Source organism: Stenotrophomonas sp. WHRI 8082 (genome assembly GCF_040223995.2).
In the GTDB taxonomy this organism is placed as follows: Bacteria; Pseudomonadota; Gammaproteobacteria; order Xanthomonadales; family Xanthomonadaceae; genus Stenotrophomonas.
On the sequence record NZ_CP167826.1, the window covers coordinates 2,624,844 to 2,646,848 of the forward strand.

At 66.4% G+C, this 22,005-nt stretch carries 18 protein-coding genes and 1 riboswitch; of the genes, 9 read left to right on the forward strand and 9 right to left on the reverse strand.

Annotation, left to right across the window (positions count from 1 at the left end):
- Nucleotides 1-47: 47 nt before the first annotated feature.
- On the forward strand, nt 48-1,004 hold the full coding sequence (locus tag ABRP17_RS11435; RefSeq protein WP_349985059.1) for a Nudix family hydrolase: 957 nt from the start codon (nt 48-50) through the stop codon (nt 1,002-1,004).
- Between the two features lie 246 nt (nt 1,005-1,250).
- Here the strand turns inward: ABRP17_RS11435 and ABRP17_RS11440 are convergent, their stop codons facing one another.
- Both ABRP17_RS11440 and metF read right to left on the reverse strand, forming a co-directional pair.
- Nucleotides 1,251-1,826 carry a DUF4124 domain-containing protein gene (locus ABRP17_RS11440; protein WP_349985060.1) on the reverse strand — a complete coding sequence of 192 codons (576 nt, stop codon included), beginning with the start codon at nt 1,824-1,826 and terminating at the stop codon, nt 1,251-1,253.
- 46 nt (nt 1,827-1,872) lie between these two features.
- Nucleotides 1,873-2,700, reverse strand: a complete 828-nt coding sequence (metF, locus tag ABRP17_RS11445; RefSeq protein ID WP_349985061.1) for a methylenetetrahydrofolate reductase [NAD(P)H] — start codon at nt 2,698-2,700, stop codon at nt 1,873-1,875.
- Between the two features lie 399 nt (nt 2,701-3,099).
- Here metF and ABRP17_RS11450 point away from each other — a divergent pair, with 399 nt between their 5' ends.
- The 3 genes from ABRP17_RS11450 (at nt 3,100) to ybaK (ending at nt 5,068) form a co-directional block, all read left to right on the forward strand.
- Nucleotides 3,100-3,522: a hypothetical protein gene (locus ABRP17_RS11450; RefSeq protein WP_349985062.1), complete on the forward strand. Its 423-nt coding sequence runs from the start codon at nt 3,100-3,102 to the stop codon at nt 3,520-3,522.
- 30 nt (nt 3,523-3,552) lie between these two features.
- Nucleotides 3,553-4,110, forward strand: coding sequence for a DUF3228 family protein (locus ABRP17_RS11455; RefSeq protein ID WP_349985063.1), 558 nt, complete (start codon nt 3,553-3,555; stop codon nt 4,108-4,110).
- A 490-nt stretch (nt 4,111-4,600) separates the two neighbouring features.
- Complete coding sequence (ybaK, locus tag ABRP17_RS11460) at nt 4,601-5,068, forward strand: Cys-tRNA(Pro) deacylase (RefSeq protein ID WP_349985064.1); 468 nt, start codon at nt 4,601-4,603, stop codon at nt 5,066-5,068.
- Nucleotides 5,069-5,206: 138 nt separating this feature from the next.
- On the opposite strand, the gene ahcY is transcribed toward ybaK, so the two are convergent.
- Entirely contained in the window at nt 5,207-6,652 is a 1,446-nt protein-coding gene (gene ahcY / locus ABRP17_RS11465) for an adenosylhomocysteinase (RefSeq protein WP_188326091.1), read from the reverse strand.
- A gap of 35 nt (nt 6,653-6,687) precedes the next feature.
- Nucleotides 6,688-6,762, reverse strand: a riboswitch (S-adenosyl-L-homocysteine riboswitch).
- Nucleotides 6,763-6,870: 108 nt separating this feature from the next.
- Here ahcY and ABRP17_RS11470 point away from each other — a divergent pair.
- Nucleotides 6,871-9,375, forward strand: a complete 2,505-nt coding sequence (locus tag ABRP17_RS11470) for a prolyl oligopeptidase family serine peptidase (protein ID WP_349985065.1) — start codon at nt 6,871-6,873, stop codon at nt 9,373-9,375.
- Between the two features lie 159 nt (nt 9,376-9,534).
- Nucleotides 9,535-12,246: a phosphoenolpyruvate carboxylase gene (gene ppc, locus ABRP17_RS11475; protein WP_349985066.1), complete on the forward strand. Its 2,712-nt coding sequence runs from the start codon at nt 9,535-9,537 to the stop codon at nt 12,244-12,246.
- 290 nt (nt 12,247-12,536) lie between these two features.
- On the opposite strand, the gene ABRP17_RS11480 is transcribed toward ppc, so the two are convergent.
- Nucleotides 12,537-13,043, reverse strand: coding sequence for an acyl-CoA thioesterase (locus tag ABRP17_RS11480; RefSeq protein WP_188326094.1), 507 nt, complete (start codon nt 13,041-13,043; stop codon nt 12,537-12,539).
- Nucleotides 13,044-13,228: 185 nt separating this feature from the next.
- Nucleotides 13,229-14,440, reverse strand: a complete 1,212-nt coding sequence (metK, locus tag ABRP17_RS11485) for a methionine adenosyltransferase (RefSeq protein WP_188326095.1) — start codon at nt 14,438-14,440, stop codon at nt 13,229-13,231.
- A 252-nt stretch (nt 14,441-14,692) separates the two neighbouring features.
- Between metK and ABRP17_RS11490 the strand changes: the two genes are divergently transcribed.
- Nucleotides 14,693-15,727 carry a metal-dependent hydrolase gene (locus ABRP17_RS11490; RefSeq protein WP_349985067.1) on the forward strand — a complete coding sequence of 345 codons (1,035 nt, stop codon included), beginning with the start codon at nt 14,693-14,695 and terminating at the stop codon, nt 15,725-15,727.
- Nucleotides 15,728-15,848: 121 nt separating this feature from the next.
- Here ABRP17_RS11490 and ABRP17_RS11495 read toward each other — a convergent pair whose 3' ends face one another.
- The 4 genes from ABRP17_RS11495 to ABRP17_RS11510 form a co-directional block, all read right to left on the reverse strand.
- Nucleotides 15,849-16,676 carry a methyltransferase domain-containing protein gene (locus tag ABRP17_RS11495; protein ID WP_192081206.1) on the reverse strand — a complete coding sequence of 276 codons (828 nt, stop codon included), beginning with the start codon at nt 16,674-16,676 and terminating at the stop codon, nt 15,849-15,851.
- A 42-nt stretch (nt 16,677-16,718) separates the two neighbouring features.
- Nucleotides 16,719-17,714 carry a tRNA dihydrouridine synthase DusB gene (gene dusB / locus ABRP17_RS11500; protein WP_349985068.1) on the reverse strand — a complete coding sequence of 332 codons (996 nt, stop codon included), beginning with the start codon at nt 17,712-17,714 and terminating at the stop codon, nt 16,719-16,721.
- Nucleotides 17,715-18,015: 301 nt separating this feature from the next.
- On the reverse strand, nt 18,016-18,978 hold the full coding sequence (locus ABRP17_RS11505) for a ribokinase (protein ID WP_188326099.1): 963 nt from the start codon (nt 18,976-18,978) through the stop codon (nt 18,016-18,018).
- A gap of 42 nt (nt 18,979-19,020) precedes the next feature.
- Nucleotides 19,021-20,319 carry a NupC/NupG family nucleoside CNT transporter gene (locus ABRP17_RS11510; RefSeq protein WP_188327180.1) on the reverse strand — a complete coding sequence of 433 codons (1,299 nt, stop codon included), beginning with the start codon at nt 20,317-20,319 and terminating at the stop codon, nt 19,021-19,023.
- 190 nt (nt 20,320-20,509) lie between these two features.
- Between ABRP17_RS11510 and ABRP17_RS11515 the strand changes: the two genes are divergently transcribed.
- Both ABRP17_RS11515 and hemP read left to right on the forward strand, forming a co-directional pair.
- On the forward strand, nt 20,510-21,484 hold the full coding sequence (locus tag ABRP17_RS11515) for an aldo/keto reductase (RefSeq protein ID WP_349985069.1): 975 nt from the start codon (nt 20,510-20,512) through the stop codon (nt 21,482-21,484).
- Between the two features lie 268 nt (nt 21,485-21,752).
- Complete coding sequence (gene hemP, locus ABRP17_RS11520) at nt 21,753-21,947, forward strand: hemin uptake protein HemP (protein ID WP_188326101.1); 195 nt, start codon at nt 21,753-21,755, stop codon at nt 21,945-21,947.
- The last annotated feature ends 58 nt before the right edge of the window (nt 21,948-22,005 follow it).

Below are 22,005 nucleotides of genomic sequence, written 5' to 3' on the forward strand. Positions count from 1 at the left end.
GTACAGGCATCTTGCGTCACCTCACTCGTTTTGGGCATGCTGCTTCCATGTCCTCCCCCAAACGATCGATACACGTGGTGGCCGGCGTCATCACCGACGCCCGCGGCCGCGTGCTGCTCAACCGGCGTACTGAACACAGCGATCTGGCCGGTCTGTGGGAGTTCCCCGGCGGCAAGCGCGAGCCCGGCGAAACCTCCGAACAGGCGCTTGCCCGCGAACTGCACGAAGAGCTGGGCATCGAAGCGGACATCGGTGAGTGGCTGATGGACGTACCCCAGTGCTACCCGGACAAAGACCTGGTGCTGGAAGTGCGCCATGTACGCAGCTGGAAGGGCACACCGCGCGGTCGTGAAGGCCAGGCCATCACCTGGGTCGCGCCGGACAAACTGGGCCGCTACTCCATGCCGCCGGCCGACCTGCCGGTAGTGGCTGCGCTGCGCGAGCCGGATCGCTATCTGATCACGCCCGCGCCCCTCGAGGACGACATCGACAACGAGCGCTGGCACGAGCAACTGTGGCGCGCTGTCGACGCAGGTCATCAGCGCATCCAGTTGCGGTTGCCAGCTGATCATCCACAGCGTGCGCAGCTGTGCGAGTCCGCCGTGCGTCGTCACCGGGGCGTCAGCCAATGGCTGGTCAACCGGGACATTGAATTGGCCCGTCATCTTGGGACCGGGGTGCACCTCGGCGCAGAGCAGTTGACGGCATTACGCGAGCGCCCCCTGCCTGCCGAACAACCCGTCGCGGCATCCTGCCATGACCTGCAGCAACTGCAGGCAGCGCAGTCCCTGGGGTGCGACTTCGTGGTGCTGGGGCCGGTGCAGCGTACCGCCAGCCACCCCGACGCGGCACCGATGGGCTGGGAGCGCTTCGCCGCGCTGCGCGCACAGGTCGCCCTGCCGATCTACGCGCTGGGTGGCCTGGGCGTGCAGGACATCACCACCGCGCGCCGACATGGCGCACAGGGCATCGCCGCGATCCGCGGCCTCTGGCCGACCGACTGAGCGTACCGTGGTAGCGCCGAAGGCAGCGGCAGGAGCCGCTGCCAACGTCGCTTGCGACGGCCCGTAGGGTGCCGGTCAGGACGACCGGCATAGCCACGCTCGGCGAGCGCAGCAGCGCGTCCGGATCCTTCACAGCGTGATCCTCAGCCGCTGTTCTACCGACTGCCGATGCCGTGGTAGCGCCGAGCCACGCTCGGCGAGCGCAGCGGCGCATCCGGCCCCCGCCGAGCCCGGCGCCGCGTTACCTCACAGCGTGATCCAGAAACACCCGTACTGCCGCCGCAGGCCCAGCACGGTGCTCGAGGGCGTTGCCGTACCCGGCAATACCTGGTGCAAACGCAGGCCGATCGGGTTCGCGCGCGGCAGCGCTACATCGCCGGTCGACTCGGCCAGCGGCGTGCCCGGATCGGGTTCGTCCGTCGGATACACCGGCACGATATCGACCAGCGGACGCCGCGCAATGGATTCCAGCTGGCCGAGGATGCGTTGTGCACCGACATCGGACACCGCGCTCCACAAGTACAGCGTCGAGAGTCGATTGACGTCATTGGCAGCGACCGCACCGCGCAACGCACCAACCAGCTCGCTCAGCCGACGCGGACAGCTTGCGCCCAGCGTATTGCGCTGCTGCGTGTTCCCTGCTGCCGGCGCGGTGGCCTCGGGTAAGCGTGCACGGGCACCCACGGCCTCACACGGGCGGTCGGTGTAAACGCTCTGTCCACCTGCGTCGGTGCAGCGGTTGAGGCGCTGCGGTTGCGCATGCGCCGACGGCACGGCGGAAACCAACAGCAGCAGGGGCAGGCAGGCGGCAAAGATGTTCATTGCCTGCAGAGTAGCGGGTCACAGCCTGCCGTGGTGGTGTGCCGCCTCAGCTGCGCAGCAGCTTCAACACCGACGTTGTGGGCTTGGCCAGGTTCAACGTGTAGAAATGCAGGCCCGGCGCGCCGCCGTCCAGCAGGCGCTGGCACAACTGGGCCACCACCTCCGACCCGAACGCCCGGATGGCCGTGCTGTCGTCACCGTAAGCCTGCATCTTGCGGCTGATCCAGCGCGGGATCTCCGCACCGCACTGCTCAGAGAAGCGGCGGAGCTGGCTGAAGTTGGAGATCGGCATGATGCCGGGCACGATCGGTACCGTGACGCCAAGACGGCGTACGGCATCGACGAAGTGGAAGTAGGCGTCGGCATTGTAGAAGTACTGGGTGATGGCCGCATCGGCGCCCGCATCCACCTTCGCCTTGAAGTGCTTCAGGTCGGTCAGCGCGTCGGCCGCCTGTGGATGCGTTTCCGGATAGGCGCCCACTTCGATGCGGAAAGCGTCGCCGTACTCGGCGCGGATGAAATCGATCAGCTCGGCCGCATAGCGCAGGTCGCCGGGATGGCCCATGCCGGAGGGCAGGTCGCCGCGCAGGGCGACGATGCGGGTGCAGCCGATGGCGCGGTACAGCTTGAGCAGCTCGCGTATTTCCTGGCGGCTGCCGCCCACGCAGGACAGATGCGGTGCGGACTCGAAACGGTGGTGCTGCTTGAGATGGCGTACGGTCTCGGAGGTATAGCTCAAGGTGGACCCGCCGGCACCGAACGTACACGACACGTACTCGGGCGCGAAGCTGCGCAGTTTGGCCGCCGTACGGTCCAGCTGGCCGCGCTGTTCGTCGGTCTTGGGAGGATAGAACTCGAAGCTGAGAGAAGTCATGGCGATAGCGGCAGCGGGCTTGAGCTCATTATATCTCTCCATCGCGATGGATGTGCAAGTCGTCAGGGGCTAGGCCGCGCGTGGCAGCCGTCTCGTGGCAGCCGTCTCGTGGCATTGCAGGTTTCCTGATGGACCTGCTCTGGGCGTACTGGGCAGGATGTGCAGGCCGGTGACGTAGAAGCACCGGCCGGGATTGGAGTCCTGCACAGCTAACCCTTTTGCCTCTGTTTTGCCCTCTGGGCACGGCGGAGAATGCATCTCCGCGCCAGCTCTCTGGCGGGCGATGCGTGGGGATCATATCCGCCGGTTTTTTTGGTTAGCTCCCGGTACTCCAACCCGCATCGTCCGCCGCCTCGCGCCCTGGCGCAGGCGGCCTCCACGTTAGCGAGGCTCAACCCCATGACGTATCCCGCTCTCCCTGTTGCGCGCCTGCGTTCGCTGATCGGTGATGACGTGCGCGAACTTGCCACCGAGGTGGCCCAGCACCTTGAACGCCTTCTGGAACGCAACGGCATGCGCGATCCCACGGGCCTGCGCGCCGCTGTAGAGCACGAAAGGCCGCGCACCCCCTTGGACATCGCCAATCATCTGGATGCCTGCATCTTCGAAAGCGGCGGTGATCCCGGAACCTTGGCCGAGGCGTTGCGGGATGTGACCGATCCCGGCGACCTGCGCCGCATCGCACAGGCCTGTGGGCTCTCCTTCGATGTGCTGCAGCGGCAGCTGTCCGGCCGCCGCACGCTGACCTTCAGCACGGTGCTGGGCGCCCTGCGCGCGCTGGGTGTCGAGCTGCGCGTCAGCGTCGGCGCGCCTGTACCCTAGGCCTACGTTTCCCGCCCCGCCGTGCCTGCCATGTCCATCGTCCTGACCGAGTTCGCCCGTCCCCGCCTGTTCCCGCGCAAGCCCCGCGCCAACACCATCCAGGACTGCACGGCCGAGCAGTTCGTGCAGCACCTCAACGGCCACGCACCCTTGACGGTGCTCGAGGGCTACGCGCCGTTCTGCAAACTCTTCGTGTATGAAAACTGGACAAGCACCCGCTGCCTGACCGTGCCCATCACCGAGCAGAACCAGCACCTGCTGCGCAGCGGATACGAAGCGCGCAATCGCGACGAGTTGCCGGTGCTGGTCCGCTGGTTCGAGGGCGTGGAGTCGCCGGTGGCGAACTATCTGGTGGTGATTCTGTACAGCGCCGAGCAGCTGGCAAAGGAAGGCGCACCGATCGATGCGGAGTGGGGCATCGTCGGCTGCATCTACACCGCCGAGCCGGAAGAAGTGCCGATGGCACCGATCACCATGATGCGCAACGCCCTGGGCGTGGAGGAGGGCGGATCCGGCGTGCCGCTGGACCGCGATGCCTACGCGCGAGCGGTCACGTTCTGGGACAGCAACGCCAACTGGCGCCCATGACCCGCCGTCCCCTGATACCGGAACGCCCTGGTAGCGCCGAAGGCGGCGGCAGGAGCCGCCGCCAACGTCGCTTGCAACGGCCCGCAGGGTGCCGGTCAGGACGACCGGCATAGCCACGCTCGGCGAGCGCCCCGCGCGGTGCTCTGCGCCCGGCCGGCTGGACGTGTAGAAGCCGCCGCTGCGCTCGCCGAGCACGGCTCGGCGCTACCCACGATGCGCGCAGGCGGGATGCGTGCGTGCCGATCAGCGGCGCCACCAACGATGCGCGCAGGCGGGAAGCGTGTGGGCCGATCAGCGGCCCTGGTAGCGCCGAAGGCGGCGGCAGGAGCCGCCGCCAACGTCGCTTGCGACGGCCCGCAGGGTGCCGGTCAGGACGACCGGCATAGCCACGCTCGGCGAGCGCCCCGCGCGGTGCTCTGCGCCCGGCCGGCTGGACGTGTAGAGGCCGCCGCTGCGCTCGCCGAGCACGGCTCGGCGCTACCATGGCGCGATGACGCCCGCCATCAACCTGCTCAAGCGCGAAAAGATCGATCACACCGTGCGCAGCTACGTCCATGACACGCACGCGGATTCCTTCGGTCACGAGGCGGTGGAAAAGCTGGGACTGATGCCGGAACAGGTGTTCAAGACGTTGGTGGTCAGTACCGAGGGCCACGAACTGCTGGTCGCCCTCGTGCCCGTGTCCGGGCAGCTTGATCTGAAAGCATTGGCGCACAGCGCAGGTTGCCGTAAGTGCGAGCTCGCCCATGTCGACGCCGCGCAGCGCGCGACAGGGTATCTGGTCGGTGGCATCAGTCCGCTGGCGCAGAAGAAGCGGCTGCGTACGTTCATCGATATCAGCGCCGAGTCGCTGGCAACACTGAATGTCAGTGCGGGACGGCGCGGCCTGGAAGTGGAGCTGGCGCCGGGTGATCTGGCGCGGCTCACCCGTGCGGTGTTCTGCGCGATCGGACGGTAATGCCGAGCGGTGCACGGTGGCAGCGGCTCCCGCCGCTGCCTTCGGCGCTCGCGTGTTCGACAGGCAAAACGGCAATCCTCAAACAGAAACGGGCGCCCGAAGGCGCCCGTCCATGGATCATCGCGGTGAACCGCTGGATCAGTAGCGGTAGTGATCCGGCTTGAACGGACCTTCCACCGGCACGCCGATGTAATCGGCCTGTTCCTTGCTCAGCGTGGTCAGCTTCACGCCGATCTTTTCCAGATGCAGACGCGCCACTTCCTCGTCCAGCTTCTTCGGCAGCAGGTACACCTTCTTCTCGTAGCTGTCCTTGTTCGCCCACAGGTCGATCTGCGCGAGCGTCTGGTTGGCGAACGAGTTGGACATCACGAAGCTCGGGTGGCCGGTGGCGCAGCCCAGGTTCACCAGGCGGCCGTCGGCCAGCAGGAAGATCGCGTTGCCGTTGTCGAACACGTACTTGTCGACCTGCGGCTTGATGTTGATCTTCTGCACGCCGGCAAGGGCGTTCAGGGCATCGACCTGGATCTCGTTGTCGAAGTGGCCGATGTTGCAGACGATGGCCTGGTCCTTCATCTTGCTCAGGTGCTCGATGCGGATGATGTCCTTGTTGCCGGTGGTGGTGACATAGATGTCGCCACGGCCCAAGGTGGACTCAAGGGTGTTGACCTCGAAGCCTTCCATCGCCGCCTGCAGGGCGCAGATCGGGTCGATCTCGGTGACCACCACGCGCGCGCCGTAGGCACGCAGCGAGGCGGCGCAGCCCTTGCCCACGTCACCGTAGCCGCAGACCACGGCCACCTTGCCGGCCAGCATCACGTCCATCGCGCGCTTCAGGCCGTCGGCCAGCGACTCGCGGCAGCCGTACAGGTTGTCAAACTTGCTCTTGGTGACCGAGTCGTTGACGTTGATGGCCGGGATCAGCAGCGTGCCGGCCTGGGCCAGCTGGTACAGGCGGTGCACGCCGGTGGTGGTCTCTTCAGAGACACCCTTCCAATCCTGGACGACGCGGCCCCAGTAACCCGGGCGCTCGGTGGCCACGCGCTTGAGCAGGTTCTTGATGACCTGTTCTTCGTGCGATGCCGCCGGCTCGTTCACCCACGTGCTGCCGTTTTCCAGCTCGTAACCCTTGTGGATCAGCAGGGTCACGTCGCCGCCGTCATCGACCACCAGCTCCGGGCCGGTCAGCGTGCCATCGGCCAGGGTGAAGGTCAGCGCGTCCAGGGTGCAGTCCCAATACTCTTCCAGCGTCTCGCCCTTCCAGGCGAACACCGGGGTGCCGGTCGCGGCGATCGCAGCGGCAGCATGGTCCTGGGTGGAGAAGATATTGCACGACGCCCAACGCACGTCCGCGCCGATGTCCTTCAGCGTTTCGATCAGCACGGCGGTCTGGATGGTCATATGCAGCGAGCCGGTCACGCGCACGCCCTTCAGCGGCAGGTCGGCCTGGTGCTTGCGGCGGATCGACATCAGGCCCGGCATCTCGTGCTCGGCGATGTCCAGTTCCTTGCGGCCCCAGTCGGCCAGCGAGATATCGGCAATCTTGTAATCACCTTCGGTGGAGAAGGTCTTGGCAACAGCGTTCATTCATTGCTCCGGTTGTGGACGAGCGGTTGCTCGTATCTAGCCGGGCGCCGTTTTACATTGCCACCCTCCGAGCCTGGCCGGGTTGTCCGGTCGCAGCGCCCCTCGGCAGGGGAAGATGCCCATTATATCGCGGCCCGGGGGGGCCCCAACCATCGGCAGGGTGTGAACGGCGCGGCGGCTGTTAAGGTCGGGGTTCAACAAGCAACGAAGGGGTAGTCATGAGCAAGCGTGTGCGGCGTACGGGCCGATGGAAGGGGGCGGTGCTGTCGATGGCGTTGCTGGCGGTCATGCCGACCACGTGGGCCGCGACCCCGCAGGTGACAACGGCCAGTGCCGAGGTCGCCGGCTACCAGCTTCCCTCCGCCGCGTTGCAGGCGGTCGTCGACCAGCCGCGCGCACCCGGCTTGTTCCTGTCGCCGCAGCGCGACCTGGCCGCCATGCTGCAGATGCCGCCGCTGCCGTCCATTGGCGTGGTGGCGCAGCCCGAGCTGAAGCTCGCCGGCCGCCGCATCAACCCGCGCACGTTCTCCGACAGCCGCTTCAGTTACGGTGCGAAGCTGTGGCTGATGGGCATCGGGGACGGCAAGGACCGGCAGATCAGCGGGCTGCCGCCCGTGCTGTCTGTTGCCAGCTTGGCGTGGTCACCGGATCAGAAGTGGCTGGCCTTCAACCAGGTCGATCCGGCGAGTGGCGCCAATGAGCTGTGGCTGGTGGACGTGGCCAACGCCAGCGCACGACGCCTGCGCGGTGACCTGAATACCGTGCTCGGCGATGGCTACCAATGGCTGCCGGACAGTCGCGGCCTGCTGGTGATGAGCCGCCTTGCCAACGCAGGGGCGCCACCGTCCAGCGATGTCGCCCCCACCGGCCCGGCCGTGCAGCAGACCAGTGCGGGCGCCGGTGTGGTGTCCATCCGCACCTATCAAGACCTGCTGAAGAACGAAGCCGACGCCCGGTTGTTCGATTACTACGCCACCAGCCAACCGACCGAGATCGGTCTGGACGGACAGGCCAAGGCGGTGGGCATGGCCGGTGTCTACCTCGGCCTGAGCCTGTCGCCTGATGGCGGCTACCTGCTCAGCCAACGTGCGCAGCGGCCCTATTCCTACGTGGTGCCGGTGAGCAGCTTCCCACGCCGCATCGAGGTGCTCGACCGCGGCGGCAAACTGGTCCACACCGTCGCCGTGCGGCCGCTGGTGGAAGGCCTGCCGACCGGCAACGACGCCGAGGTGACCGGCGTGCGGGACATCAGCTGGCGCGCAGATGTGCCGGCAACCCTGGTATGGGCCGAGGCGCAGGACGGCGGCGACCCGAACCGCGAGGCGGCGATCCGCGATGCGGTGCTGATGCAGGCCGCACCGTTCGACAAACCGCCGGTGACGCTGGCGCAACTGGGTAGCCGCTATGCCGGCATCACCTGGGCGCGCGGTGACCTGGCCCTGCTCAATGAAGCGTGGTGGAAGACGCGCCGCAGCAAGACCTGGCTGATCGCCCCGGATGAGGCAGCGACCGATCCGAAGTTGCTGTTCGACCGCGATGCACAGGACCGATACAGCGATCCGGGCAAGCCGGGCACACTGCGCGATGACAACGGCCGCGCGCTGCTGCAGACCAGCGCCGATGGCAACAGTATTTACTTCTATGGAGCCGGCGCATCGCCGGAAGGCGACCGGCCGTTCCTTGACCGCTATGAGCTGGCCAGCGGCAAGACCACGCGGCTCTTCCATTCGCAGGCGCCGACGTACTCGGTACCCATCGCCCTGCTGGGTGCTGATGCATCGTCGCTGTTGTTCACCCGCGAGAGCCCGGAGCAGCCCGCGAATTTCTACGTGCAGCCGCTGGGTGACGCTGCCGTTGGCGTGGCACCGCGCGCGCTGACCACCTTCGCCCATCCCTTGCCGGCACTGCGGGCTGTCAGCAAGGAACAGATCCGCTACAAGCGGAAGGATGGCGTTGACCTCACTGCAACGCTGCTGCTGCCACCGGGGTATGACCCCAAGCGCGATGGCCCGCGGCCGCTGCTGATGTGGGCCTACCCGGGCGAGTACAAGAGTGCGGCAGCCGCAAGTCAGGTCACCGGCTCGCCCTATCTGTTCAACGCCATCAGCTACTGGGGTCCGCAGGCGTTCCTTGCGAAGGGCTATGTGGTGCTGGCCAGCCCGACCATGCCGATCATCGGCGAGGGCGACAAGGAGCCCAACGATACGTATCTGGAGCAGCTGGTTTCCAACGCACAGGCCGCGGTGGATGAAGTGGTACGGCGCGGCGTAACCGACCGCGACCACATCGCCATCGGCGGGCACTCCTATGGTGCCTTCATGACAGCCAACCTGTTGGCCCACAGCCGCCTGTTCAAAGCCGGCATCGCCCGTAGCGGTGCCTACAACCGTACGTTGACACCTTTCGGTTTCCAGGCCGAGGAGCGCAATTACTGGCAGGCGCAGGACACCTATCTGAAGATGTCGCCCTTCAACTACGCGGGCAACATCAAGGACCCGATCCTCTTCATCCACGGCGTGGACGACAACAACTCCGGCACCTTCCCGATGCAGAGCGAGCGCATGTTCGCGGCAGTGAAGGGGCTGGGAGGGACCTCGCGGCTGGTGATGCTGCCCAACGAATCGCACGCGTACCGCGCACGCGAGTCGATCATGACCATGCTGGCCGAGAGTGAGCGCTGGCTGGAACAGACCATCGGCAAGGGCGAGCGCATCGGCCGGTGACCGGAGCGTGATGCATCTGACGGCCAGCGGCCGTCACTACCGACGCGGCGGCCGTCTGTATCGAGGCCGCGGCCGTCACCGTTGAAACCAACCGTCGGCACGCAATTGAACTGCGCTACGCTTGGTACAGGCTCCTGGCTTGAGGTTCGTGCGTCGCCGATGAACGAGTTCCGCAGCAGCATCATGTTCGCTACCCCTGATATCCCGCTTCGCGACGATGTGCGCCGGCTTGGCGCCCTTGTGGGCGATCTGCTGGTGGAGCAGGTATCAGAGGCGTTCTTCGACGACGTGGAAAGTGTGCGCACGCGGGCCATTGCCCGCCGCGAGAACGCGTCACCGCTGTCCGACCTGGCCGACGGCCTGGCGGGCCGCTCGCCGCAGCAGGCCGAGGCGATGGTCCGGGCCTTCAGCACGTACTTCCAGGTGGTCAACATCGCCGAGCGTGTGCATCGCATCCGCCGACGCCGTGATTACCAGCGCGCTGGCACGCAGACCCCGCAGCCCGATGGCCTGCAGGATGCGCTGCAGCACCTGAAATCGCAGGGCGTGACGTTGGACGAGCTGGAACGCTGGCTGCCGCGCATCGACATCGAACCGGTGTTTACCGCGCATCCCACTGAGGCGGTGCGACGCGCGTTGCTGGAGAAAGAGCAGCTGATGGTCGCCAGCCTGGTGGACAACCTGGACGGCCAGCGAACGCCCGGTGAAGCGGCTGCCGACGATGCACGCTTCCGCATGGCGTTGACGGCGTCCTGGCAGACGACCGATTCCTCACCGGTGCGGCCGACCGTGGATGATGAGCGCGAACATGTCGGCTTCTATCTGGTGCAGGTGCTGTACCGCGTGATTCCCGTGCTGTACGAGTCGCTGCAGCAGGCCCTGCGCGACACCTACGGCGAGAATCTGCCGCTGCCACGCCTGCTGCGCTTCGGCACGTGGGTGGGCGGCGACATGGATGGCAACCCCAACGTGGATGCCGGCACCATCCGCAACACACTGGATGCGCAGCGCCGCGCGGTGCTGGGCCAGTACCAGAAGGAACTACTGCAGCTGGCCAGCCTGCTCAGCCAGTCCACCGAGCGGGTGGCGGTGAGTCCTGCATTGAAGGCAAGGTTGGACGACTATCTGCAGCGCCTGCCCGACGTGCAGTCGCGCCCGCGCCATGCCGACATGCCGTACCGCCTGTTGAACGACCGCATGCGCGCTCGCCTGCAGGCGACGCTGGATGATGGCGACGGCGCCTATGCGGGTCCGGGTGAGCTGATCGAGGACCTGCAGCTGATCCTGGACAGCCTGGTCGCCAATCGCGGCGAACACGCCGGCGGCTTTGCAGTACAGCGGCTGCTGTGGCGGGTAAAGACGTTCGGCTTCCATCTGGCACGGCTGGATGTACGCCAGGAATCCAGCGTGCATGCACGTGCGCTGGCGTTGGCGCTGGACGGCGAAGACGCCTGGCAGGCCCGCGACGCCGCCGCGCGTGCCGCGCTGCTGGGGCCGTATGCCAGTGGTGACGAGGCGCTGCCGGTCACCGATGAAGAGGGTAACCAACGCCTGGATGCGGTGTTCGCCGCACTCGCTGACGCACGCCAACGCCACGGTGCCGATGCGCTGGGCAGCTACATCATTTCGATGGCGCATGATCGCGGTGACGTGCTGGCAGTACTGGCGCTGGCCCGCCGCGGCGGCTTGGTCGATGAGGAGGGAGCTGTACCCTTGGACATCGCCCCACTGTTCGAAACGGTGGACGATCTGCGTCATGGCACCGCGACCCTGCGCGACCTGTTGGCCGATCCGGTCTATCGCGCTCATCTGGCATCGCGTAATGACGTGCAGATGGTGATGCTGGGTTACTCCGACAGCAGCAAGGATGGCGGCATCGCGGCATCGCGCTGGGGCCTGCAGCGCGCCCAGGTGGAACTGCTGGACGTGGCCGCTGAGAACGGCATCGCCCTGACCTTCTTCCATGGCCGCGGTGGTTCGATCAGCCGTGGCGGTGGCAAGACCACCCACGCGGTGGACGCATCGCCGCGTGGCAGCATCGACGGTCGTCTGCGGGTCACCGAGCAGGGCGAAGTAATCCACCGCAAGTACGGCATCCGCGCGCTGGCGGTGCGCTCGCTGGAGCAGGCCACCGGCGCGGTGCTGCGTTCCAGCCTGCGTCCTCGCGCGCCTGAGCCGCGCGAGGAGGCATGGCGGCCGGTGATGGACGTGGTGGCCGATGCGAGCAGCACCGCCTACCGTGCGTTCGTCGGCCAACCGCGCTTCATGGATTACTTCCGCACCGCGACGCCGATCGATGTGATCGAGCGGATGACACTGGGTTCGCGTCCCTCGCGCCGGTTGGGCCAGGACGCAGCGCTGACCAACCTGCGCGCCATTCCCTGGGTGTTCGCCTGGAGCCAGGCGCGTGCGGTGATCCCGGGCTGGTACGGTGTGGGCACGGGCCTGCAGGCCGCGGTGGATGCCGGCCACGAAGACACGCTGCGGCAGATGGCGCAGGACTGGCCGTTCTTCCGCACCTTCCTGGATGACATCGCCATGGTGCTCTCGAAGGGCGACATCACCATCGCCGAACAGTTCTCACGGCTGTCCGGCGAACTGCACGGCAGCTTCTTCCCGAAGGTACAGGACGAGTGGGCCCTGACCGAGCGCTGGTTGTTGGCGCTGACCGGCCAGCCGTCACTGCTGGAGCATGACCAGCGGCTGGCGCTGTCGATCCGCCTGCGCAACCCCTACGTGGATCCCATCAGCGTGCTGCAGGTGGATCTGCTGCAGCGCTGGCGGGCCAGCGGCGGCGAAGACGACGACCTGCTGCGCGCGCTGGTGGCGTGCGTCAATGGCGTGTCGCAGGGCGTGCAGAATACCGGCTGACGCTTGGGTGCGCCGAGCCAGCTGAGGTCTGAAACACACCGCGCTGCGCGCTCGCCGAGCACGGCTCGGCGCTACCAGGTGGGCCGCTTCCGTGCGCCCGTAGCGCCGAGCCACGCTCGGCGGAATCTGTCCGGCACGGTGGTGGCACACGCCGCGCTGCGCGCTCGCCGAGCATGGCTCGGCGCTACCGGGTGGGCCGCGTTCGTGGGTCTGTAGCGCCGAGCCACGCTCGGCGGAATCTATCCGGCACGGCGGTGTGTGGCACACGCCGCGCACGGGTCGGCGTTACCTCACCCTTCCGGCGCAGGCGGGTTCGATGCAAGCAGTTCCAGATGCCGCTGTTCCATCTCCTGCCGCAACTGGCGGCGCAGCAGTGCAGCGGCGTGGCGGCGCTTCTCGTCGGAGGAGGTCGGCTGCAACGCAGGCACGGCCGTGGGGCGGCCTTCCTCATCCACTGCCACCATGGTGAAGAAGCAGCTGTTGGCGTGGCGCACGCTCCGCTTGAGGATGTCCTCGGCCACGACCTTGACGCCGATCTCCATCGACGAGGTGCCGGTGTAGTTCACCGACGCCAGGAACGTGACCAGCTCGCCCACGGCGATAGGCTGGCGGAACATCACCTGATCCACCGACAGAGTGACCACGTAATGACCGGCGAAGCGGCTCGCGCAGGCATAGGCCACCTGGTCGAGCAGGCGCAGCACGGCACCGCCGTGGACCTTGCCGGAGAAATTGGCCATGTCCGGTGTCATCAACACCGTCATGGTGAGCTGGTGGGATTTGAGTTCGGTCGACATGTGGCCATCTTCGCATGGGGCGGCAAGCCAGTGCCCTGGTAGAGCCGACTTCAGTCGGCTGCGGGGCCTTGATGGAAAATGCCAGCCGACTCAAGTCGGCTCTACCCGCAACCCACGCGGGCGTTCGATTGGCGAAAAAAAGGGCCGCTTGCGCGGCCCTTCGGATGGTGCGTGGTGCTTACCGCTTACTTCAGCTTCGCATCCGCGCGCAGGGCGGCGGCGCGGTCGGTCTTCTCCCAGGAGAAGGCCGTGGCATTGACGGTGTCGCCGGTGCCATTGATGTAGCTGAACTCCTTCGGCTTGCGGCCGAAGTGGCCGTAGGCCGCGGTCTGCTGGTACATCGGGTGGATCAGGTCGAGCATCTTGATGATGCCGTACGGGCGCAGGTCGAAATGCTTGCGGATCAGCTTTTCGATCTGCTCGTCCGGAATCTTGCCGGTGCCGAAGGTGGTGACCGAGATCGAAGTCGGCTCGGCCACGCCGATGGCGTAGGAGACCTGCACTTCGCAACGGTCGGCCAGACCGGCCGCTACGACGTTCTTGGCGACGTAGCGGGCAGCATAAGCAGCCGAACGGTCGACCTTGGACGGATCCTTGCCCGAGAACGCGCCACCGCCGTGACGGGCCCAGCCGCCGTAGGTGTCGACGATGATCTTGCGGCCGGTCAGGCCGCAGTCGCCCACCGGGCCGCCGATCTCGAACTTGCCGGTCGGGTTGATGTGGAACTTGGTGCCCTTGTGCAGCCACTTGGCCGGCAGCACCGGCTTGATGATCTCTTCGCGGACGGCCTCGATCAGGTCCTTCTGCTTGATGCCCGGGGCATGCTGGGTGGACAGCACGATGGCATCGATGGCCGAAACCTGGCCGTCTTCGTAGCGCAGGGTGACCTGGCTCTTGGCGTCCGGACGCAGCCACGACAGCGGCGAATTCTTCTTCTTGCGGATCTTCGCCTGCTGCTCGACCAGACGGTGCGACAGGTGGATCGCTGCCGGCATGTAGCTGTCGGTTTCGTTGGTCGCGTAGCCGAACATCAGGCCCTGATCGCCCGCACCCATCTCTTCGGGCTTCTTGCGGTCAACGCCCTGCGCGATGTGCGGGGACTGCTTGCCGATCAGGTTCAGCACGCCACAGGTGGCGCCGTCGAAGCCGACGTCGGAGCTGTTGTAGCCGATATCCAGGATCACCTGGCGGGTCAGGGCTTCGAGGTCGATCCACGCGCTGGTGGTGATCTCGCCGGCCACGATGGCCACGCCGGTCTTGACCATGGTCTCGCAGGCCACGCGGGCGCGCTGGTCTTTGGCCAGGATCGCATCCAGAACCGCATCGGAGATCTGGTCGGCGATCTTGTCCGGATGGCCTTCGGAGACCGATTCGGATGTGAACAGGTAGCTGGACATCAGGCGTTATATCCCTTGATTCGGATGGAAAGATGGGCGCGAATGATACACGGCGCGCGTCGCACGTGCATTGTGGACTGCAACGGGTTGCCCGTGGTTAAGGTGTTGTGCCCGGATGTGAGGGTAGCGGGGAACGATGACCGGCGCGTGGTAGCGCGGCGGCATGCTCGGCAGCTTGGGTAGCGCCGAGCCACGCTCGGCGAGCGCAGCGACAACAGTCCACACGCAGCGCGCGGCTGCTAGCATCGGCCGATGGACTCCCTTACCCAGATCGTACTTGGCGGCGCCGTAGCCGCTGTCATCGCCCCGGCCGGCCACCGTCGCGCTGCATTGCTGGCCGGCGCCGCGCTGGGCACGCTGCCGGATCTCGACGCCTTGTGGCTGGGCTTCATGGCGGCCGACCCGGTGGCGGTGATGACCGAGCACCGCAGCTTCAGCCACTCGCTGCTGGTGCTGCCGTGGGTCGCCGCCGCGCTGTGGTGGTTGTTCAAACGGTTCGGCAACGGACGCGTGGCGCAGGCGCCGGTGCGCTGGTTCTGGGCGATGCAGCTGGCGCTGGTCACCCATCCGCTGCTGGACGCGATGACGGTCTATGGCACGCAGCTGTGGTGGCCGCTGCAGCCCTCGCCGGCCATGGGCTCGAACATCTTCATCATCGATCCGCTGTACACGGTGTGGTTGCTGCTGGGTTGTGTGCTGGCGTGGTTCGGCCGAAGCCGCCCGTGGGCGGGCAGGGCACTGGCGGTCGCGCTGGTGGTCAGCAGCGGCTATCTGGGCTGGAGCCTGTTGGCCAAGGCACAGGTCGACCGCGCCGCGCAGCAGAGCTTGGCGTCGATGGGGCTGGGGGACGCCCCGCGGTTCTCGGTGCCGATGCCGTTCAACACGCTGCTGTGGCGGGTGGTGGCGATGACGCCGAGCGGGTATGTGGTGGCGGACCGTTCGCTGGTGGCCGACAAGGGGCCGATGCACTTTGAAGGTTTCGCCTCCAACGTCCAGGCGCTGCGGCAAGCCGGTGATATCCCGTCGGTGAAGCGCCTGACCTGGTTCAATCGTGGCTTCATGCGTGCGCAGGTGGTCGACGGGCGTCTGGTGTTGAGTGACCTGCGGATGGGCCTGGAGCCGGATTACACGTTCAACTTCGCAGTGGCCGAACAGCGCGACGGGCAATGGCGCGGCATCGTGCCGGAGCAGCTGCGCAGTGATTACAGCAGCCCCGAAGCGCGCGCCGACGTCAGTCGCCGGTTGGGCGAGATGTGGGACCGCATCTGGCAGGAACCCAAACGGTAGCGCCGAGCCATGCTCGGCGGGATCTGTCCGGCGTGATGGTGTCTGACGCAGGCCGCGCTGCGCGCTCGCCGAGCACGGCTCGGCGCTACCAGGGCAGATCGCGTGCGTATCGGGGCGATGGTCAATAGACCGTGGCGCGGGCCTGTACGAACGAGAAGAAGAACACGGCATTCGGATCGTTCTGCACCTGGCGGAACTCGCGGCGCATGCCGTCCACGGTCTCTTCGTCCACGGTGCCGGCCTGCAGCAGCTGCTCTGCCGCCGACAGCAGCACCTGTTCCCAGAACGCGATCATCGTCTTGCGGCGGGCGGGTTCGCGGTTGTCCAGATGGATCGTCTTGATCTCGGTGTGTACATCGCGATAGCCCCCGGCCAGCAGCAGGTTGCCCAGTTTCGCCCCGACGAACGGGTCACCGCCGTTGTCATGCTGGAAATCGTTGAATGCCATCCAGTAACGCCAGATGTGCGGCGAGTACGGATCCAGCAGGAAGGAGGCGTTCATCACTTCGGTGATGTACACCGGCGAGCCCGGCGACAGCACCCTGCGCACTTCGCTGAGCACCCGCGCCGGCGACGGCACATGTTCCAGCACCCAGCACAGGAACGCGCCGTCGAACGAGCGCGCACCGAACGGCAGTTCGCCGGCATCGGCGTGATGCAGCACGTAGCGGTCGCTGCACCACGGCGTCTTCTCCAGGTTGGCCCGTGCGGTCGCCAGCTGGGCTTCGCTCAGGTCCACGCCGGTGACATGCAGTTCCGGGAAACGGCGCAGCAGGATCTCGGTCTGTGCGCCCACGCCGCTGCCGACTTCAAGCAACCGGCTGACGCCGGTGTAGTCGATCTGCCCGAAGATGGTGGGTTCGAGCAGGCGCGCCTGGGTCATCAGGCGCTCCTGTTCAGTGCTGGAAAAGCCATGCAGGTAGGTGGGCGAAGAAATCGGCGGCGTCATGGGGGGTATCCGGGTAGCGCCGAGTGGTGCTCGGCGAGAGGGTCAATCGACGAGCGCTGTCTCGCGCGCATCGGCGATCAACCGATCAAAGTACTCAGTGGTCAAGGCGATCTGGCTGTGCGGGTCTTCAGCGCGGTTGACCACTGCGCGGAACGCGGCATTCTCGGGCCGATCCTTGGCGTACCAGCCCAGATGCTTGCGCGCGATGCGCACGCCCTGGGGCTCGCCGTAAAACGCGTGCAGTGCGGACAGGTGGCCGAGCAGGATGTCGCGGACCTCCGCCAGCGAGGGCGGCGGCAGGGTCTGACCGGTCGCCAGATAGTGGGCGACTTCGCGGAATATCCAGGGTCGGCCCTGCGCGGCGCGGCCGATCATCACCGCATCCACGCCGGTCTTCGCCAGCACCTGCGCGGCCTTGTGCGGCGAGTCGATATCGCCGTTGGCGATCACCGGGATGCGCAGTGCGGCCTTGATCGCGCCGATCGTCTCGTACTCGGCTTGGCCGGTGTAGTGCTGGTCGCGGGTGCGGCCGTGCACCGCCAGTGCGGCGATGCCGCTGTCTTCGGCGATGTGGGCAATGCGCGGCCCATTGCGGTGGTCGCAGTCCCAACCGGTGCGGATCTTCAAGGTGACCGGCACGTCGACCGCACCGACCACCGCGCTGAGGATGCGCGCGACCAGGTCTTCATCCCGCATCAGGGCCGATCCGGCCCAGGCGTTGCACACTTTCTTGGCCGGACAGCCCATGTTGATGTCGATGATCTGCGCGCCATGGTCGACGTTGTAGCGGGCGGCCTCGGCCAGCTGCTGCGGCTCGGTGCCGGCGATCTGTACGCTGATCGGATCCGGCTCGCCCGCGTGGTCCATGCGATGCAGCGACTTGCGCGTGGTCCAGAAGCGCGGGTCGCTGATGGTCATTTCCGAGGCAGCCAGCCCTGCGCCCAGCCGCTTGCACAGCAGGCGGAACGGTTTGTCGGTGACCCCGGCCATGGGCGCGAGCACGACGTTGGGGGCAATGGAATAAGGGCCGATCTGCATGGCGGCCATTGTAGTGCCGGTGTGCGGGCCGGAGGCGCCCGGCAGCGGTCCGGTTCAGGCCGATCTGGAAGGGGCTCATGCCGCACCGGCATCAGCAGATGCTTGACGGTTGCTTCCACCGGTCGCAGCGCGGGGCCATGGTGGGCGGCTGGGTCTGTCGAACGAACCCCGCCGAGCAGGGCTCGGCGCTACCAGGGCAACCACACGGTAGCGCCGAGCCACGCTCGGCGAGCGCAGCGGCGGCACCGTGACGGCCAGCGGCGGCCGGGATTGACGGCCAGCGGCCGTCACCATCCGCTGATCAGGCGTGCTGGTCGTCCGGGGTGAAGTGCGGCATAGCGGCGGCCGCGCCTTCCTTTTCCGTGGAACGTCCGGCGAACTGGTTGGCAAAACGCACGTGGCGCGCGAACGGAGCGTCCGGCGCGTGTGCGATGGACGCCACCAACGCACCGTTGAAGGCATCGCCGGCCCCGGTGGTGTCGATCGCGTGGACCTGCTCGGCCCCCACGCGGTAGTAAGGCTGGCTGTCACCGCGCAGGGTATCTTCGTCGTGCGACACGAACACGCCCACGGCGCCCAGCGTCACCACGACCGTGCCACTGCCCACCAGCTTGCGGCACAGCGCATGCAGGCTGGCACCGTCCAAGGCGGCGACATCGTTCGGGTCGATCCGCTCGCCTACGTGGCGGCTGAGAAGTGCGGCAAACTCGGTTTCGTTCGGGGTGATCACATCGGCCAGCTTGAGCAGGCCGATGCTGGACGGCGCGTCGGCCGGTGCCGCATTGAGCACGGTGGTCACACCGGCCTCGCGGGCCAGCGCCAGCGCCGCTTCGATGGTCTCCACGGGCGATTCCAGCTGCACCAGCACGACCTTGGCAGCCGCAAGCAGCGCTTGCTGCTGCTGGACGAAGCCAATGCTCAGCGCGGCGTTGGCACCGGGGCCGATGACGATCGTGTTGCGGCCACGGGCGTCGACGTAGATGCCGCCCGTGCCGGTCGGCTCGCTGCTCGCCTCGGCGGTCAGGGTGAAGCCGTCCTGTGCCGCCAGGCCACGGGCCATGGCGCCACCCGCGTCGTCGCCCAGGGCGCAGACAAAGGTGGTGTCTGCACCGGCGCGGCGTGCCGCGACGGCCTGGTTGAAGCCCTTTCCGCCCGGGCCGGTGCTGTAGCGCCCGGCGATGGTCGCCCCGGGTGCCGGCAGCGCTTCGCAGCGCCACACATGATCGACATTGAAGGAACCGACGACAACGACGTTGCTGCTCATAGGAAAACTGTTCTCAGTGAAGCGCGGTTGATCCGAAGCGTATCAACCAAAGTGGGTCAGGACGCCGGCGATCGTGGCGGTCATGAAGGTGGCAATGGTACCGCCCAACACCGCGCGAAGGCCGAAACGGGCCAGATCGTGGCGGCGTTCCGGCGCAAGCCCGCCGATGCCGCCGATCTGGATCGCGATGGAGCTGAAGTTGGCGAAGCCGCACAGTGCGTAGGTGGCGATCAGGCGGCCTTCGTCGGACAAGGTAACCCCTGCGACCTGGCCGTTGATGATGCGCGACAGCTCGGAATACGCGACGAATTCGTTGATCACCACCTTCTGGCCGATCAGCGAACCGACCGTGCTGGCATCGGCCCACGGGGTGCCGATGACCCACGCGATCGGCGCGAGCAGATAGCCGAAGATGGTCGACAGGTTGGTCGGGCGGCCAATGGCTGCCGCCAGGCCGGTCACATCACCGATCCAGGTCAGCGGTGCGTTGATCAGCGCGATGAGGGCGATGAAGGCCAGCAGCATGGCGCCGATGTTCAGCGCCAGCTTGAGGCCATCGGCGGCGCCACCGGCGGCCGCATCGATGATGTTGCTGGACGTCTTCTCCACTTCCATCTTCACGGTGCCGCGTGTCAGCGGCGTGCCTGTTTCCGGAATCAGCAACTTGGCGACGACCAGCGTGGCCGGCGCGGCCATGATGCTGGCGGCCAGCAGGTGCTTGGCGTAGAACGCCTGCGCCTCCGGATCGCCACCGCCCAGCATGCCCACATACGCCGCCAGGACACCGCCGGCAATGTGCGCCATGCCGCCGATCATCATCGTCAGCAGCTCGGACTCGGTCATCTTGGAGATGTACGGACGCACCGTCAGCGGGGCTTCGGTCTGACCAATGAACACGCTGGCGCACACGCTGGTGGTTTCCGCGCCGGATACCCGCATGACCTTGGTGATCGCCAGCGCCATCACGCGCACGATCGCCTGCATCACGTTCAGGTGATACAGCACGCCCATCAGCGCAGAGAAGAAGATGATGGTCGGCAACACCTGGAAGGCGAAGATGAAGCCGTAGCTGTCCACGTTCATCAGCGAGCCGAAGATGAAGCCGGAGCCCTCGTTGACGAAGCTCAGCACGCGCACGAAACCGTGGCCGAGCGCATCGAACACATCGCGACCACCCGGCACCAGCAGCACCACCGCGGCGAAGGCGATCTGCAGGACGAGGCCGGTGATGACCAGTTTCCAGTCCACCGCACGCTTGTTGTTGGAGAACAGCCAAGTGATGCCGATGAGCACCGCCAGACCAAACAGGCCGAAGCCGATCCTGCCCAAACCTTCGACCATGATGAATCCCCTGAGGGCACCGCGAAAAACGGGAAGCCTAGTGCAGGGCAGGGGCGGGGGCAAGGAAAAGCGGCGAGCAAGATGCGATCAGCGGCGAAACGGCCTGCGGGTGGCAGGCAGGGCAAGGCATCCCTGCAGGTAGAATATGGACCTTGAAGCCCGGTCTGCGGGCCTGCATCAGGAGATTCGCATGCTCTACCGCCGTCTCGGGTCCTCCGGGCTGAAGCTTTCCGCGCTGTCCTTCGGCGCCTGGGTCACCTTTGGCGAGCAGATCGCCCGGGACCAAGCGCGCAATCTGGTAGCTGCGGCGTGGGATAACGGCATCAACTTCTTCGACAATGCCGAGGCCTATGCCAACGGTCGCGCCGAACAGGTGATGGGGGATGTGATCGCCGACCTGCGCCTGCCGCGCGATGGTTTCTGCGTGTCCAGCAAAGTCTTCTTCGGCAGTGCGGCCGACCCAGGGCCGACCCAGCGCGGACTGTCGCGCAAGCACGTCACCGATGCCTGCCATGCGGCGTTGAAGCGGCTGCGGGTGGACTATCTGGATCTTTATTACTGCCACCGGCCAGACCCGGATACGCCCATCGGGGAGACCGTGCGCGCGATGGATACGTTGGTGCGGCAGGGCAAAGTGCTGTACTGGGGCACCTCTGAATGGTCGGCGCTGCAGGTCCAGGAGGCAGTGGAGTTCGCGCAGCACCACAACCTGCACGGTCCCACCATGGAGCAGCCGCAGTACAACCTGCTGCATCGCGACCGGGTGGAACGCGAGTACGCCGCGCTGTATGCGGATCCGGGCCTGGGCATCACCACCTTCTCGCCGCTGGCGTCCGGGTTGCTGACCGGCAAGTACAACGACGGATTCCCCGCTGGCTCCCGACTGGGGCGGGACGGGATGGAATGGCTGCAGGACCTGGTGTTGGGGGCGGACGGTCCGGCGCGGATGACACAGTTGCGTCGCTACGCACGACTGGCAGCCGATCTGGGACAGTCGCCGGCCACGCTGGCCATTGCCTGGTGCCTGCGCAATCCGAACGTGTCCAGCGTGATCCTCGGTGCCAGCCGGGTGGAGCAGTTGCTGCAGAACCTGCAGGCACTGGAGCTGCTGACCGCAGTGGATGACGATGTATGGGCCCAGGTCGAAGCCGTGTTCGCCGGCTGAGGTCCGCGGGCGGACGTGTCCGCATCCTGCCTGTAGCGCCGAGCCGTGTTCGGCGGGCACCTGAAGCGCCGTGCTGCGCGCTGCGCGCTGCGCGCTCGCCGAGCGTGGCTCGGCGCTACCGACCTCCCGAAACACGTTAATTTGATAGACAGGGGCTATCGATATTGATTAAGTGATCATCAATCCCATCAATCAAATTGAGAATGGGTGTTGATTGCGAACTGAGAATCGTTATCATTTGACTCGCCCCTCGCAACGAGTCCAGACGATGAATGCTCAAGCTGTGCTGCTGCGCCCCGAAGTTCTGACCCTCCGTGATCGCCCGGTTCGTGCCGTGCCTGCCGAGGAAGTGATCGACAGCGAAGCCCTGCTGAAAGGGCGCCGCGAGATCCTCATCCAGCACGGTGACCGGTTCTACCGGTTGCGCCATACCAGCAACGACAAGCTGATCCTGACCAAGTAACCGGGTCGGCCGCCTCCCTCCCTCCCGGTCTCAGCGCACCCGGTGCCCTGACACTGTC